The organism is Candidatus Nitrosotenuis uzonensis, from assembly GCF_000723185.1.
In the GTDB taxonomy this organism is placed as follows: Archaea; Thermoproteota; Nitrososphaeria; order Nitrososphaerales; family Nitrosopumilaceae; genus Nitrosotenuis; species Nitrosotenuis uzonensis.
Map to the genome: position 1 here is coordinate 330,421 of NZ_CBTY010000009.1, position 14,878 is coordinate 345,298.

16 protein-coding genes and 2 tRNA genes are annotated in these 14,878 nt (G+C 47.4%); 3 read left to right on the forward strand and 15 right to left on the reverse strand.

All coding sequences use genetic code 11. The features are described 5' to 3' along the window. Positions 1–85: 85 nt before the first annotated feature. Positions 86–159, reverse strand: a tRNA-Ile gene (locus tag NITUZ_RS07165). 30 nt (positions 160–189) lie between these two features. Continuing rightward, positions 190–837 (reverse strand): iron-containing redox enzyme family protein, encoded by a 648-nt coding sequence (locus NITUZ_RS07170; protein ID WP_048196608.1) that lies wholly within the window; start codon positions 835–837, stop codon positions 190–192. A gap of 79 nt (positions 838–916) precedes the next feature. Between NITUZ_RS07170 and NITUZ_RS07175 the strand changes: the two genes are divergently transcribed. Together NITUZ_RS07175 and NITUZ_RS07180 are read left to right on the forward strand one after the other, a co-directional pair. After that, positions 917–992 (forward strand) — tRNA-Glu (locus NITUZ_RS07175). 87 nt (positions 993–1,079) lie between these two features. After that, a complete protein-coding gene (locus tag NITUZ_RS07180; RefSeq protein ID WP_048196609.1) occupies positions 1,080–1,931 on the forward strand; it encodes a polyprenyl synthetase family protein in 852 nt (283 codons plus the stop codon). Here the strand turns inward: NITUZ_RS07180 and NITUZ_RS07185 are convergent. The 11 genes from NITUZ_RS07185 to NITUZ_RS07235 are packed head-to-tail and all read right to left on the reverse strand — an operon-like array spanning position 1,915 to position 12,238. Continuing rightward, positions 1,915–3,399 carry an NADH-quinone oxidoreductase subunit N gene (locus tag NITUZ_RS07185; RefSeq protein ID WP_048196610.1) on the reverse strand — a complete coding sequence of 495 codons (1,485 nt, stop codon included), beginning with the start codon at positions 3,397–3,399 and terminating at the stop codon, positions 1,915–1,917. The genes NITUZ_RS07180 and NITUZ_RS07185 overlap by 17 nt on opposite strands. 8 nt (positions 3,400–3,407) lie before the next feature. Next, positions 3,408–5,489: an NADH-quinone oxidoreductase subunit 5 family protein gene (locus NITUZ_RS07190; RefSeq protein ID WP_048196611.1), complete on the reverse strand. Its 2,082-nt coding sequence runs from the start codon at positions 5,487–5,489 to the stop codon at positions 3,408–3,410. Then, positions 5,489–7,060, reverse strand: coding sequence for a complex I subunit 4 family protein (locus NITUZ_RS07195; RefSeq protein WP_048196612.1), 1,572 nt, complete (start codon positions 7,058–7,060; stop codon positions 5,489–5,491). The genes NITUZ_RS07190 and NITUZ_RS07195 overlap by 1 nt, the downstream gene beginning before the upstream one ends. Next, entirely contained in the window at positions 7,060–7,365 is a 306-nt protein-coding gene (gene nuoK, locus NITUZ_RS07200; RefSeq protein ID WP_048196613.1) for an NADH-quinone oxidoreductase subunit NuoK, read from the reverse strand. The genes NITUZ_RS07195 and nuoK overlap by 1 nt, the downstream gene beginning before the upstream one ends. After that, entirely contained in the window at positions 7,346–7,858 is a 513-nt protein-coding gene (locus NITUZ_RS07205) for an NADH-quinone oxidoreductase subunit J family protein (protein WP_048196614.1), read from the reverse strand. The genes nuoK and NITUZ_RS07205 overlap by 20 nt, the downstream gene beginning before the upstream one ends. Further along, entirely contained in the window at positions 7,851–8,351 is a 501-nt protein-coding gene (locus NITUZ_RS07210) for an NADH-quinone oxidoreductase subunit I (RefSeq protein WP_048196615.1), read from the reverse strand. The genes NITUZ_RS07205 and NITUZ_RS07210 overlap by 8 nt, the downstream gene beginning before the upstream one ends. Continuing rightward, the gene (gene nuoH / locus NITUZ_RS07215) at positions 8,351–9,652 is read right to left on the reverse strand and encodes an NADH-quinone oxidoreductase subunit NuoH (protein WP_048196616.1); all 1,302 of its coding nucleotides are present in this window, start codon (positions 9,650–9,652) and stop codon (positions 8,351–8,353) included. Before nuoH ends, NITUZ_RS07210 begins: the two co-directional genes overlap by 1 nt. Further along, complete coding sequence (locus NITUZ_RS07220; protein ID WP_048196617.1) at positions 9,653–10,786, reverse strand: NADH-quinone oxidoreductase subunit D; 1,134 nt, start codon at positions 10,784–10,786, stop codon at positions 9,653–9,655. Positions 10,787–10,788: 2 nt separating this feature from the next. Then, positions 10,789–11,337, reverse strand: a complete 549-nt coding sequence (locus NITUZ_RS07225; protein WP_048196618.1) for an NADH-quinone oxidoreductase subunit C — start codon at positions 11,335–11,337, stop codon at positions 10,789–10,791. A gap of 9 nt (positions 11,338–11,346) precedes the next feature. Beyond that, the gene (locus NITUZ_RS07230; protein WP_048196620.1) at positions 11,347–11,862 is read right to left on the reverse strand and encodes an NADH-quinone oxidoreductase subunit B; all 516 of its coding nucleotides are present in this window, start codon (positions 11,860–11,862) and stop codon (positions 11,347–11,349) included. 43 nt (positions 11,863–11,905) lie between these two features. Then, positions 11,906–12,238: an NADH-quinone oxidoreductase subunit A gene (locus NITUZ_RS07235; RefSeq protein ID WP_048197020.1), complete on the reverse strand. Its 333-nt coding sequence runs from the start codon at positions 12,236–12,238 to the stop codon at positions 11,906–11,908. A 157-nt stretch (positions 12,239–12,395) separates the two neighbouring features. Here NITUZ_RS07235 and NITUZ_RS07240 point away from each other — a divergent pair, with 157 nt between their 5' ends. Further along, positions 12,396–12,869 (forward strand): redoxin domain-containing protein, encoded by a 474-nt coding sequence (locus tag NITUZ_RS07240; RefSeq protein WP_048197022.1) that lies wholly within the window; start codon positions 12,396–12,398, stop codon positions 12,867–12,869. Between the two features lie 5 nt (positions 12,870–12,874). Here the strand turns inward: NITUZ_RS07240 and NITUZ_RS07245 are convergent, their stop codons facing one another. Together NITUZ_RS07245 and NITUZ_RS07250 are read right to left on the reverse strand one after the other, a co-directional pair. Then, positions 12,875–13,387, reverse strand: a complete 513-nt coding sequence (locus NITUZ_RS07245) for an acyl-CoA carboxylase biotin carboxyl carrier protein subunit (protein ID WP_048197024.1) — start codon at positions 13,385–13,387, stop codon at positions 12,875–12,877. A gap of 2 nt (positions 13,388–13,389) precedes the next feature. Further along, the gene (locus NITUZ_RS07250) at positions 13,390–14,877 is read right to left on the reverse strand and encodes an acetyl-CoA carboxylase biotin carboxylase subunit (protein ID WP_048197030.1); all 1,488 of its coding nucleotides are present in this window, start codon (positions 14,875–14,877) and stop codon (positions 13,390–13,392) included. Position 14,878 lies beyond the last annotated feature (1 nt).

A 14,878-nucleotide genomic window follows, 5' to 3' on the forward strand; every position in this document is an offset into this window, starting at 1 on the left:
GCTCAGAATTTTGTATGTTGAACTTGTCGGAACCCTTCCAAACGGCAAGGTCGTGCTAAAGCAGGGCTCGATCCATAAGTAGGAGTGGGCCCAAAGGGCTTCGATCCCTTGGCTCACCGGTTATGAGCCGGTTACTCTACCAAGCTGAGTTATGGGCCCCAAAAAACAGATTTCTTTTCAGTATAAATGTTATAGAGCTTGGCAGTAGTTTTCATAACAGCTATCAAGCAGATGGTTCTGTGCATCCATCGACTTTGTTGCAACTTTTAAAAGCTCCGCGTGTCGCTCCTCTGGAATTTTGTCCAATATGTTTGCCCACGTTGCAGCGTGTCTTATGTCAGCTTCCATGTGCAGTCTGAAATACTCGGTTGCCTCATCCGAGTTTATGCCGTAGAACTTGGCAAGCCCGTCAAGCTTTGTGTGGGAAATGTTTGGAATTTCCTTCTCAAACGCATACATTGCAGCAGCCCCACTCTCAAGTGAGACCATCAGTTGCGATAGTTCCGATACTGCGCTACCAGTCTTTGCCAGACCAGTATAATTTTCCACTTCGTCTGAACCAACTCCAAGTGAGACTGCAAAGCGCACCCACGGCTGCAGGTGCTCTGCCTCTTCCTCCATGTTTTGCCTTATCACTGCAGTCATAGAGGAAGGCGCAAACTGTAAGATCTGCTCGACAAAGGAGGGAACTGCCTTTACCATCTGAAAGTATTCTTTAGAGTATCCAGCAAGAGAATCCTGTGATAGCTTGCCTTCGCTCCACATCTGATAGAACGGATGTTTGAGTAAGCTTTTTTCTTCTATGATAGCATCAATTTTTTTTGAAAGAGAATTCATACCAATACCAAAATGATGCCAATAAAAAAATCTTTCATGGCCAAAGGATTTTAAGGTCTGAAGACGGCGTTGCAAGCGGGCTCCTGTGGTGTAGTCCGGTCAAGCATGTCGCCCTTTCAAGGCGGAGATCCCGGGTCCAAATCCCGGCGGGAGCACCTTTTCAATTCCGAATTATAGTGATATGGTACTGATTCTGCCTACAAACTATTAATATTCACAAACGAAAGGATCCTCGAGTATTTTTGGATCGAAAAAATCTCAAAATCAACCCGCTCCTTGAAACTTACAAAGAATACATCTCAAAAATAGACATAGCACTGGAAGAAGAGCTCACGCTATACTCAAAATCAGAGTTCATGCAGCCTCTCATGTACGCAATTGAGGGCGGAAAGAGGATCCGCCCACTGATACTTTTGCTTGCAGCGGAGTGTGTGGGCAAGGTCGACGAGCGCGCATTTGTGGCAGGCTGCGCTGTCGAGTTTTTGCACACAGAATCGGTCATACATGATGACATAATTGATAACGAGACATCAAGGAGGCACAAAGACCCATTCCACATAAAGTACGGGTACAACACCAGCATACTTACCGGCGATTTCGTATTGGGATTAATCCTCAACATATCATCAAGGCTGAACAACCCGAGAATCACAAGAGATCTGGCAAACACTGCAATGCTCATGAGCGAGGGCGAAGTCATCGAGACGCGCCTTGAGACAAGCCAAGATCTTACCTTTGATGACTATCTGAAGGTAATAGAGTACAAGACTGCCACTGCCTTTGAGACAGCGGCAAGACTTGGCGCAATCATTGGAGGCGGAAACGAAGACCAGATAATCTCCCTCTCAGAGTACGGCCGGAACATCGGCATCGCATACCAGATAAGGGACGATTTGATTGACTGGAAGAATGAAGACAAGCTTTTCAATCTGCTTGTCAAGCGCAGCTTGGATCCGCGTGATGTGTTCAACCATATGGAAAAGATGTTAAAAGATTATGCAAACAAGGCCGCATCAAGCCTTAGGATAATTCCCGATAATGATGCCAAGTCGCATCTAGAATATCTGCTAAAGCTTACTACTTTGAAACTGTGATCGTGCCTAGCACCGGCGTTGCATTTTCCACAAACTGGATTATCGGATCCGGATAGACACCTATTGCTACAAGGAAGATTATAGAAAATATCATTACCGCAATTATCGACTTTGGCTCCGATACTCTCTTTTCAGTCTCTCCCTCAAAGTACATCTTGCGTATAATCCAACCATAGTATGCCAAAGACAGAGCAGAGTTTAGAACGCCCGCTATTGCAAGCCATCCGGCCCACGCAGGCAGACCGGGCTCCAGTGCAGAGCCAAACAGCATCAATTTGCTCCAGAATCCTGCCGTAGGCGGAACTCCGGCAAGTGCCAAAAGCGATATCACAAGTCCAAGCGATGTGATCGGCATCTTTCTTCCAAGGCCCTTGAGCTTGTCAAGATTTGTAACAGCAAGCGTGGTGACTATACCTGCAATCGCTATGAATGCAGCACCCTTCATGACTGCGTGATTTAGAATGTGGAATAAAGAGCCTTGCAGGCCAAGCGTCGTAAACGGTGAGACCGCAAGCCCAATCAATATGTATCCGGCATGACCTATGCTAGAATATGCAAGCATTCTGGAGATGTTCTTTTGCATCACCGCAGCTATGTTACCTACAGTCATCGTCATCACTGCAATCACCCCCAGTGCGAGCGTCCAGTCAAGGTTTAGTGCCACAGTTCCCATTATCACAACACGTAAGGCGGCCGCAAACCCTGCCTTTTTGGTTCCAGCCGCAAGAAGCGCTGTAATAGTCGGTGGTGCACCCTCGTACGTATCAGGTAGCCACATGTGGAACGGCACGAGACCCATCTTGAATCCAAATCCTGCGATGAACATTCCAACTGCAAGAAGTGCAAGCGGCATAAGTGATGGGTCCACATTGGCAAGTCCCGTTATGACCTCGCCGATGTTAGTAGAGCCCGTAAGACCGTACACTATCGATATTCCGTAAATTATAATCGCAGATGATACTGCGCCGAACAAAAAGTACTTGAGTGCAGCCTCGTTTGAGCTAGGATTCTTTTTCATAAATCCTGCAAGAACGTATGTCGGGATACTCATCAGTTCCCATGCCACAAAGAGCATGACCAGATCAGTTGAATACGCCACAAGCACCATTCCTATTGTAGAGAGTAAAATTAGCGAATAGTACACAGCATGATGCGACTGGTTTCTCATAAAGTTGAACGAGCCCACAGTAGTCATTATTGCCACAATCAGCATCGCTATTGCAAAGAGGCTGCTGAACGCATCATTTGATAGCACATCCACTGAGAATACTGTAGCCGATGGGATCTTCTCAGTTACAATCTCATATACAACATATCCCATTGCGGCAATCAGTGCGCCAAATGCGATTGCAGCATACAGTGAGTTAGAACCCTTTTCCTTTCTTGCGATGCTGATTATAGGCAGTATCATTCCTATTGTGCCTAGAATCGCTATCAGTATTATCGGAGTTGAAGTAATCTCTATCATCTAATCACCTATATGAACAAAAACAGGATCACAAAGAGAATTCCTGCTCCAAATACGTAAAGGTATGACTGTGCAACTCCTGTCTGCGTTCCCTGGACCACCTTTGCACCCCATGCAACTGCCCTCTCAAATCCCACATTCATGCCGGTGTCAATTGCAGTTCGCTCAAAGTACCGCCACACGCCCCTTGCAATCCAGAGTGGTGCCACAACAAAGCACCAGTAGACCATCGCGTTAAGGTACCACCTGTTTAGCATTACCTTGTGAAGTGAATAGAAGAATAGGTTAGAGTTTACAAATTTGACCGGGTCGACAAACCTGCCTATATAGAAGACGTACCCAAGCGAGATCCCTATTCCAAACGCAGCAAGTGATGCCATAAGCGCAACAGGATTGATTCCCTCAAGGAATGCAGGCATCTCAGAGTTAGTCTTTACTATATGCTCTGACTCGATGTGGAACGTGTGTGCAAGGTATTCTGTGAACAGCTCGTGTATGCCATGCTCTGCTGAAAGTCCTATCACTCCTATTCCTATTGTGAGTGCCGCAAGTATTCCATATGGAATCCACATTGACATAGGTGCCTCGTGGATGTGGTGTCCCTCCTTTTCCATGTGCTCAATGTGCTTGCTCTTGTCCCCAAAGAACACCATTCCGATCATTCGTGTAGTGTAAAACGCGGTGATTATTGCAGTGAGTACTGCTATTATGAACAAAGGTAAAGCCCACACGTTTCCAGACTCGTAGACTGCCGCAAATATTGCATCCTTGCTCCAAAATCCTGTAGTGATAAACGGCGCGCCCATCAGCCCAAGCCCTGCTGCCCACATGAATGCGTACGTTTTGCGCATGTGCTTTCTTAGTCCCCCCATATCAGTCATGAATCTAGAGCCTACAGTATGGAGCAGTGAGCCGGCAGCCATGAAGAGCGATGCCTTGAACATTGCGTGAGATATCAAGTGGAAAAATCCTGCGGTGTATCCGTCTACAAACTGGTGCGACAGCCCTGCAACTCCGAGCGCCATCATCATGTAGCCTATCTGCGAGCCTGTCGAGTATGCCAGTACCTTTTTTATTTCCGAGTTTACCATTCCCTGCGTTGCCAGCAGCAGTGCAGTGATTGCGCCAACCCAAGCTATTACCATGAAAAAGTCCTCAACTAGGAACCCGGCAGCTCCGAGCGCAAAGAACAGAGGGCCAAGTCTTGCAACAAGGAACACTCCTGCCTTTACCATGGTTGCAGCGTGAATGAGTGCCGATACTGCGGTAGGCCCTGTCATTGCCTCAAGCAGCCACTCGTTTAGTGGGAACTGGGCCGACTTGCCAATTGCACCACCGAACAATAGTACTGCTGCTGGAACCAAAAGTCCTTGCGCTTGCATCTGTGCAGCCCAGGTAGTCTCGTGCATCAGTTCCCTGAATCCGAACGTGCCTGCAAAGGCGAATATGAGGAACATGCCAGCAAGCATCATGATGTCTCCTACCTTTGTCATGATGAATGCCTTCATTCCTGCGTGGGTCGGGGCGTAATAATCTGCAAGACCTAGCACCGTGCGGCCCTTTACACCGACATGGTCCTTGTCCTTGTCGCGGTACCAGAAGCTGATAAGAGCGTATGAAGCAAGCCCTACTCCCTCCCATCCAAAAAACATCATGAGTAGATTGTCAGATAATACGATAATTTGCATTGAGCCGATAAAGAAAGTCATCCAGAACCAGAATCTGACAATATCCTTGTCTCCCTTCATGTATCCCGTGCTGTAGACCATAATCAGGAACGCAATCCATCCAACCACGTTTGCCATTATTACGGCCAGTGGGTCAGCAAGAACTCCTGCCTTTATTCCAATTGACGATATCCAGTTTACCTGATCATGCACTTCGTGTGACTCTAGGGCACCGGGGAGAAGGGTTGCAGCCGAGATTGCGCTCATCAATGCAAATGCAACTGCTACACCGCCAGTGGCACCCTTGGACACCTTGCCCACCGCAGGTATGATCAGTGCTGCCACAAATGGCAGTATCCATACCAGCCAGGCGTTAATTCCGCCAAACTCAAATGCAAATCCCATCATGCTGGATTCTACCATTATGCACCAAGCACTCCTTTCATGTATGGTAAGATCTTGTCAAAAAAGATGTCAGGGTATAATCCAACAACTATGGTAAATCCTGCAAGAACCATCATAGGTGCAGTCATGTACCAGCTTGCCTCCTTTACGTGAGAGAGGTGCTCTGGCATTTTTCCAAAGAATACTCGCTTTAGCATCCAGAGCATGTAAGACATTGTCAGTACGGTTGCAACAAGGCCAAGACCGAATATGACATACCTTAGAATCTCGCCGTTTGCAGCGTTTGCCTTTACCGCGGTATCAAGTGCGCCTGCAAACAGTGTCCATTCTCCCATAAATCCGCTAGTAGGCGGAACGCCTGCTATTGTGAGCGCGCCTATTACTGCGCACACTGCAGTTATGGGCATCTTGCCTGCAAGTCCTCCAAGCTTTGAGAGACTTCGCGTGCCGCACTGCGTGATAAGTATGCCTGCAGTCATGAAGAGAAGAGCTTTGCCGAGGCCGTGTGTAACATACATGAACTCTGCGCCAGTAAGTCCGAGTGCAGAGTAAGAGCCTATGCCAAACAGGATGTAGCCCATCTGGCTCACGCTAGAATATGCAAGTAGTCGCTTTACGTCATCTTGCATTAGCGCCATAGCCCCGCCGTATATCATGGTGCATAGTCCCCATATGTGGAGCCATATTGCAAGGTCGGCGTACGCGTTTGGCAGAAACTCGATTATCAGTCTAAAGATTCCGTATGCGCCTATGCCGATCATGGCAGGTGATAAGAGCGCGCTGATTGGTGTCGGAGCTGCACCGTGGACGTACGGCAACCATATGTGGAACATAAATGCTGCAAGCTTGACGCCTAGTCCGAGTATTATCGCTACGGCTGCAAGCATCACCACGTCCTCTGGTATCTTGGACTCTTGGATCGCTGCAAAGTCAAAGCTTCCAACACTGAGTCCGATTGTCAGAAATCCCAAAAGCAGGACCACTGCGCCAACGTGTGTCCAGAACAAGAACATTAGCGAGATTCTTCTTCTTGGGCCGTCTCCCCAGAATGCCACAAGGAAGAAACCCGGAATCAGCATTATCTCAAAGAATATGTAAAATTGAATCAGGTTGGTTGCAAGGACAGTTCCAAGCATTCCCATTGCAAATGCAAGGTATAGCGCAAAGTAGATTCCAGACTGCTTGTTGATGTATTTTGTAAGGTCGGCAGACTCGATAAGCGACGTCTGAGTTCCGTGTGAGCCCGCATTGTGGCCGTGCACCTGTTCCTCATACATTTCCTTGAACTTGTGGAGCATGTATGGCTTGGAATAAAGTGCAAGAATCGTGCTCAGCACATAGATTATGATTGCAAACGGTATTGCAAGCCCGTCAAGCTTGAAGCCAAACTCGCCGAACATCTGCGTCCAGACATAATGCTCTTCGTAGCTGGGTTGCAGTGAAGCATTAATTATCAGGAATGTGGTGTACGCCAGAATGGCAAACGTGAACCAAGTTGCTGCGTTCGTACCCATCCTTCTTCCGATGATGTAAGCCACTGGTGCCAGTAGAAGAGGCAGGAAAACTGCCTGTAATAATGCGTATTCCACTAGCCCTTCAAACTCCTGAATTCTGCAATGTCAACGTTCTTGTACATTCTGTATGCCACGATTATTAGCGCCAGGCCAACTCCCACTTCGGCTGCGGCAATTGCGATTGAGAACAGCGCAAATGTCTGGCCCTCACTTCCAGGCAAGTACCTTGCGAATGCAACAAGGTTGAGGTTGGCTGCGTTCACTATTATCTCGATAGCAAAGAGCATGCGTATTGCATTTCTCTTTACAGATACCCCGTAGATTCCAATTGCAAGCAATGCAATTGAGACAATCATAAAGTCAAGCAGTGTGTTGCTCATTTGTTACATCCTCCCTTCTAGCTAAAGTAAGTGCGCCTATTACTGACGCTGCCAAGATGAATCCCATCAGTACTAGCGCCGGCCAGTAGTATGTCAGAAAGTCGCCTCCGATTTCCCTAAAGTCTACCGGCGGAGCATCTGTCTGGATTGATTTAATTCCAGAGCCCAATACGACGGCACCTAGTCCTACCATCATTACAAGCATGAGGCCGATTCCGGCATATCGCCTTCGCTTGTCTTCTATCTTGATAAATATCAGCTGTCTGCGCACAAGCATTACGGTGAAAAGTATCAGCACTGCTATTGAGCCAATATACACGGCAATCTGGAACATAGCTACAAACGGCGAGTCCAAAAGAAGGAAAAATCCGGCAATTCCACCAAGTGTTCCCATCAGAGCAATGGAGCCGTAAATGAGCGAGCGGACCTCAAGTGCGGCAATGGCAGAGCCTATTGTCATAATTGACAATGCCAGAAATACAGCGTCAGCCATGCTTGGCACCTCTTGGGTCGTCAAATATCAGCTCTGCGTCCTGCTGGACATTAGGCTTTACCTGCAGCTGAGCAGGTGTGTAAATTAGCGCCTCTTTTGAAAATGATGATAACTCGTAATCGTTTGTCATGTATAGTGCGTAGAATGGGCACGCATCAACGCAAAGACCGCAAAAGACGCACTTGCCATAGTCTATCTGTGGCATGATTCCCTTTTTGTTGTGCTTCCATTCTTCCTGGACCTTTACCATGGCAATTGCCTCTGCCACTCCCTCGCAGGCAATGGAGCACAGCTGGCACCCCGTGCAGTGGTCATGGAACAGCATGTGTCTTCCCTTGTACCCTGCTATACCTACACCGGTTGTAGGATCGAACTGGTAGCCGTCTCCTACGAACTTTAGTTTTTGTTCAGGATATCTTAGTGTGAATCGCTTTACCGCAAGATGCTTTATTCCAGAGTTTAGTGCTTTGATGATTCCAGTTGCTGTCCCCATTACAATATTCCCTCCGGACCTAGTACCCCGGCATACAGCAAGCCGAGAGCTATAAAGATGTTAACAAACGCAAGGCCAATTAGCTTGTACCATCCGATGTGCAAAAGCATGTCGATTCTGATTCTTGGAAACACACCTCTTGGCAGCAGTATGAAAAATATCACTCCGACAACTTTGATCACAAACCACAGGACGTCATTGAGCATCTGCTGATCAAGCAGTGGCAGCCCTGGAAAGTGCGCCGTGACAGGACCCACCTCTATTCCCTTCTCGATTATCTCCTCCGGGAACGGCGGCCATACGTTCGGGCCGTTCCATCCTCCAAGGAACAGTACAACAAACAGAGCTGCAAACGCGTACAGCTTCAGATAGGTTCCAAGCTGCACCAGTCCATACATCATTCCTGAAAACTCGGTGAGCCATCCTGCAACTATCTCGCTTTCTGCCTCCGGAAGATCAAACGGAATCCTTTCAAGCTCGGCAAGCATTGCTATAAAGAACACGATTGCGCCAATAGGCAAGAATATTATCCACCAGTAAGTGTCCTGGCTTTCTGCAATCTCGGTGAGGTTGAGTGTGCCAGTAAGTATGACAACTCCAAGAACAGACAGGATAAGTGGAATTTCAAATGAGACCATCTGGTGTAGTGCCCTGATCCCGCCGATGAATGGGAACTTGCTGTTAGCAGACCATGACGATAGCACAGTTATGACAGGAAAGAATCCTATTATTGCAAAGACTGCAATCAGCCCCACATCGAGATCTGCCACCACCCAGCCACCCCCTGCAGCAGGAATAAGCGAGACAAATGCTGCAGCAGTTGCCACAAAAAGCACCGGCGCTGCCCAGAATATGGGCTTGTCCGCCTTGGCAGGAATTATGATTTCTTTGGATAAAAGCTTGATTCCATCGCTCATAAGCTGCAACAACCCTTCTATTTTTCCGCAGTAGAACGGCCCCACTCTTAGCTGTAGTTTTGCAAGCATCTTTCTTTCTACGAATATGGTTCCTGCTGCAAGAAGCGCCGCAAATCCAAAGCCAGGAAATACTGCTATTTTGAAAAATTCCGTCTGCATGAACGATTTGAGTAGAGGTATCTGCCTTGAAGGGTCCGCAAGTATTGTCAGCGCAAGATATGGGTCTAGCAGCTTGCCGCCTATTACCGGCAGCTCAAGGTAGAACAGTATAACCTGGACAAAAGGAAGGCCTATGAGTGTGAGCAGTGTTATTGCCCAGAACGTGTTGTCCAGAATGGACTTGATAAAATAGCTTAGTCTGAATTTTGGTGCTATCGTTGACATTTATCTGTCAGCCTCCACTGGCCAGTAGTTCAAGCTCCAGTAAACTGCCGGCATGTTTCCTAGCTTTTCACCCTTGAGAAGATATGGAAGACAGATCATGTTCCTGAACGAACCGACGCTCATCTTTACCCGGTACGGTTCTGGCTTGCTATCAGATACAATATAGCATCCAAGCGAGCCTCGGCCCGACTCTACTCTCTTGTAGACCTCATCGTTGCCTCCCTTCGGATTTGGCTTTAGCTTCACTCTTACAGAGCCGGACTTGGGCATCTTTTGCACTGCCTGCCTTATGATGTTGCAGCTTTCAAGCATGTCAAGCCAAGGTATCTTGGATCGCGCGTATGCGTCGCCTTCCTTTAGTACGTTTGAATGAACATCAAGTTCCCCATACACATCGTACGGCTCTTTCTTTCTAAGATCAAAGTCCACTCCGCTTGCACGCAGCGTCGAGCCCGTAGTGCCAAGCCTTATTGCGTCCTCTCTTGATAGTATGCCAGCATCTCTTGTCCTGGATATGAGAATTGGGTTATCATAAAATACTGCGGCGTATTCTTTGATGCGCTTTTCAAAATAGTTGACTCGCTTGAGCAGCATGTCCTCAAAGTTTGCAGGTACATCATTTCTGATTCCTCCTGGCACAAAGTATGCGTGTGTCACCCTAGCACCTGTCATCTTCTCTAGTGCGTCGATGAAAAGCTCCCTATCGCCTGCAGGCCACATGAACATAGTAGAGTGGCCAAGAAATATCCCGTAAATTGCAAGCCAATACTGGATGTAAACGCACCTGTTGAGCTCAGATGCAATCACCCTCAGATACTTGGCCCTTTCCGGCACCTCTATTCCAAGAAGCTCCTCTACCCCAAGACAGTACGGATACAATATGTTGCACGAATCGTGTATTACAGGCCTCTCAAGGTGCGGTATGTTTTGTATGTAGTTTCTGTACTCTGCCATCTTTTCCTCTCCACGATGAACGTAGCCCGGGTCAGGATCGCACGATACAATATAGTCGCCATCTATCTTCACTATCAGCCTCATGTGGCCAGATCCAGGATGCTGCGGTCCTACATTGAGCGTCATTATTCGCTCGTCGACTTTTTCCATTTGCAGTCCAGGCGGAAGTTGTGTGCTCATATTTATCGTCCCTTTATCTTAAAGTCCTTGCGAAGTGGTGGAAGGTCGGCCCAGTCCTCTGGAAGCAGCAGTCTTCTGTTATCAGGATGACCTTCAAAGTAAACTCCAAGCATCTCAAAACACTCTCTTTCATGGAACTCTACGCTGTAGAATATATCTCTAAGACTGGGAAGTCGCGTCGAGTCGTTTCCCGGATTTGGGTTCTCCTCCCTTGGCGCCCTTGTGGCAAGAGCAAGAATCTGCTTTGAAAGCTCTGGATCCGTGTACGAGCCAAGATGATACACCACCTCAATTTCCTTGTCCGAGGGGTAGTCCACCCCCGTTACTGATTCAGCATGATCAAAATGAAGTTCGTCTCGAATGAATTTGGCTACGTCAAGCACGTCTTCTTTGGCAACCTTGACCCTGATTCTTGTCGGCTTGACAAACTCTATTGCCGCCTTGCCGCCGAATTTTTTCTCTATCTTGTCTGCAATCGACTTTTCAAATTTAGGAAGCTCCTTTGGCTGCTCTGCCGCTACCGGTTTTGTTTCTTGTTGTGGTTCGCTCATGTAAGATTTCTACCTAGCCTTCATCCTCTTGATTTTTTCCTGCAATAGCATGCATCCTTGTATGAGGGTTTCAGGTCTAGGGGGGCATCCCGGCACATACACGTCCACTGGTATGATGCCGTCAATTCCTGGCAGGACGTTGTAAGAGTCAAAATATAGTCCTCCCGTGATTGCGCAGGCACCCATTGCTATGCAGTACTTTGGCTCTGGCATCTGGTCGTAGACAAGTCGCAGTCTTGGCGCCATCTTTCTTGTAATGGTTCCCTGAACCACCACGAGATCGCACTGTCGCAAGGACCCGAACGCCTCGATGATGCCGAATCTTTCCACATCGTATCTTGGACTTGACGCTGCGCCGAACTCTACGCTACAGCATGCCGTCTCGATGTGAACTGGCCACAATGACCACAGTCTGCTCCAGTTGATTGCGTATCCTAGTGGGGCATCAACTGCTTTGACAAGGACGTCACCTAGCTTTCCAACAAATACGTTGGCATTCTGAGGTGTCAGAAGATCCTTTAGCAATTCGAACCCTTACCTCCCATATCAGATGCAATCGTATAAAGACCTACCATATGTTTCTCCTCTTTGACTGGTATAGTGCAAATGCCATGGCAGCAAACATTATCCCCAAAAACGCGATAATAGGCAGGGTCGCAGTCTTGGGCAGATTCAAAAGCGAACTTCCCCAAGCATACAGGAATATTGCCATCACATCAAATATGACGAACATCAGAACGTACGCATAATACTGCATCATAAAGTGGGTTCTTCCCTCGCCCTTTGGTACCTGGCCTGCCTCCATTGGCAGGAATTTTACCGGATTGCTCCTCCTACGAGGCGAGATCATACGTGATATCAACAATGCAGGTCCAACTGCCACTATAGCAAAGCCAAACATCAGAAGAACATGACTATAGTCAGCTGCATATTCCCCAACCAAATCAGCTTCCAACCCAGTTTGTTTATATAAAAAGCTATGCAAAAAATTGGATGAAATTTTGCGATCAGAAATCGCATCTGTTTGATTGATATATGACGGGCTGAGTTTTTCATGCATGGCAGTAAATGTAGGCGATAAGGCTCCGGAATTTGAGCTGGTCGATACCGATCTGAAAATCAGAAAGCTCTCCGAGTTCAGGGGCAAAAAGACTGTCCTGTCGTTTTTCGTTGCAGCCAGCTCTCCTGTGTGCACCACTGAGATGTGCACGTTTCAGGACCGATGGGGCGAGATACAAAATCTCGGAGCTCAGGTAATCGGCATCTCCAACGATGGGCCATTTGCAAACAAGGCGTTCGCTGAAAAGTTCAACATCAAATATCCCATTCTTGGCGACTACAAGTCCAAGACCATACGCGACTATGACATACTGATGCCGGATCTTTTGCACGTCAAAGGATATGATGCAGCCAAGCGTTCGGTGTTCATACTGGACGAGAACGGGATAGTCAGATACAAGTGGGTCTCAGACAATCCCCTTGTGGAACCCAACTACCAGGAAATAATCGACTTTCTAAAAAAATCCAATTAAATTTTTTATTCTATTTCTGCAAGCACGTCGTTCTTTGCGACAGAGCCGCCGGTCTTGACTTTGATCTTTCTTACGTTGCCGTCTTTGTGCGCCTTGATTGATACCTGCATCTTCATCGACTCTAGCACGCATACTACGTCGCCTTTCTTGACAGAGTCTCCTTCTCCTACATTGATGGAGACCACCTTTCCAGGGATCTGGCTGTGCAGGTTTGTCTGCGAGTTGGCACTGTCCCCGCCGCCGGAATTCTTGTATACTATAGAATCAAACTGCGAGTTCATGCCAATCTTCATAGGCACTCCGTCCACCACCATGTTCATCTGAGATGTAGTATTCTCAAGATACTTGACTTTGTGATATTTCTGATCAAGTATGAACTCGATTCCCTTAGAGTCCATGGCAAGAATCCTCAGATTGTGCTCATCGGATCCTATCTTTATCAAATACTCGTTGTTGCCGAGATTTTTGGTAATCTGGCCGTTGAATGTTCCTGTGACGTCCTCGATTTTGTATTCCATGTTTATCCCAGCATGTTTTTCCATGAGCGGTCGGTGTCAGCACTGTTCTTTACTCGTCCTTTGAGATACTCGGAGTGTATTATTGCTGCAGCAAGCGCGGTGTCCTTGTTTGCAAGTTTTTCTTCCTTGAGATCCTGCGCCAGCCTCTCTATCATGTTGTATCTTTTCAGAAAGTCAGTTGAAAGATCTCCTCTTTTGTACTCTTCTGACTTTAGTATTGTCTTGTAGAGAGGAATTGATGTCTCCACACCCTGTATGTAAAAGTCATTTAGTGCGTTAAGCATTCTAAGCCTTGACTCATCAAATGTCTGTCCCCAAGTACAGAGCTTTGCCATCAGCGAGTCATAGAATGGCGATACGGTGCATCCAGGGTACAAGTATGTATCACATCTGACACCAGGCCCTGAAGGTATTGTGACATCAGGCACAGGTCCAGTAGAAGGGGCAAAGTCAAGGAACGTATCCTCTGCATTTATTCTGCATTCTATTGCGTACCCATTCATCCTAAGATCCTTTTGTTTGAACGGCAGTGGTTCACCGTTGGCAATGTCAATCTGCAGTTTTACCAGGTCAAGCCCCGATACTAGTTCCGTGATTGGGTGCTCAACTTGCAGTCTTGCGTTTATCTCGATAAAGTAAAACTCGCCGTTATCGGCCCTGAGAAATTCGGCTGTTCCAAGGTTGGTATAGTCTACTGCCTTTGCAGCGTTTACCACAAGCTCACCTACCATGTCTCTTGTCTTTTGGTCTACCACCGGGGAAGGCGTCTGCTCGATTAGCTTCTGGTTGCGTCGCTGAATTGAGCACTCTCTTTCAAACAGGTGGACAGTGTTGCCGTGCTTGTCCCTTGCCATCTGGTACTCGATGTGACGAGTCTTCTCTAGGAATTTTTCTACAAGTATTGCAGATTTGCCGAACGCCGCAATAGATTCTCCAGTCACCGTATCGTAAGCCTCACGTAGCTCCTTGTCGTTGTTTACAAGTCTGATACCCCTGCCCCCTCCGCCGTACACTGACTTGAGAAGAACGGGATACTTGATTTGGTTTGCAATATCAAGTGCCTCTTCCACATCCTTTACAAGGTCAGGGCTTCCAGGGACGGTCGGCACTTTTGCCTTCAGCATTGCGGCCTTGCATCTCATCTTGTCACCGCAAAGATCCATCGACTCAGAAGACGGGCCGATAAAATTGATCTTGTTGTCCTCGCACAATTTTGCAAAGTCAGAGTTCTCAGAGAGGAACCCGTATCCAGGGTGCACAGCGTCAGCTCCTGATGCCAAGATTGCCTGCATTATTTTTTCCTGATTCAGATAGCTTTCCTTTGGTGCAGCCTTTCCTATATGGTATGCCTCGTCTGCCTTTTTGACGTGAAGTGAGTTATAGTCCTCATCAGAGTATACTGCGACCGTCTTTATTCCAAGCGCCTTGCATGTGCGTATCACTCGGAGCGCGATTTCTCCCCTGTTGGAAATTAGAACTTTTTTTATCATA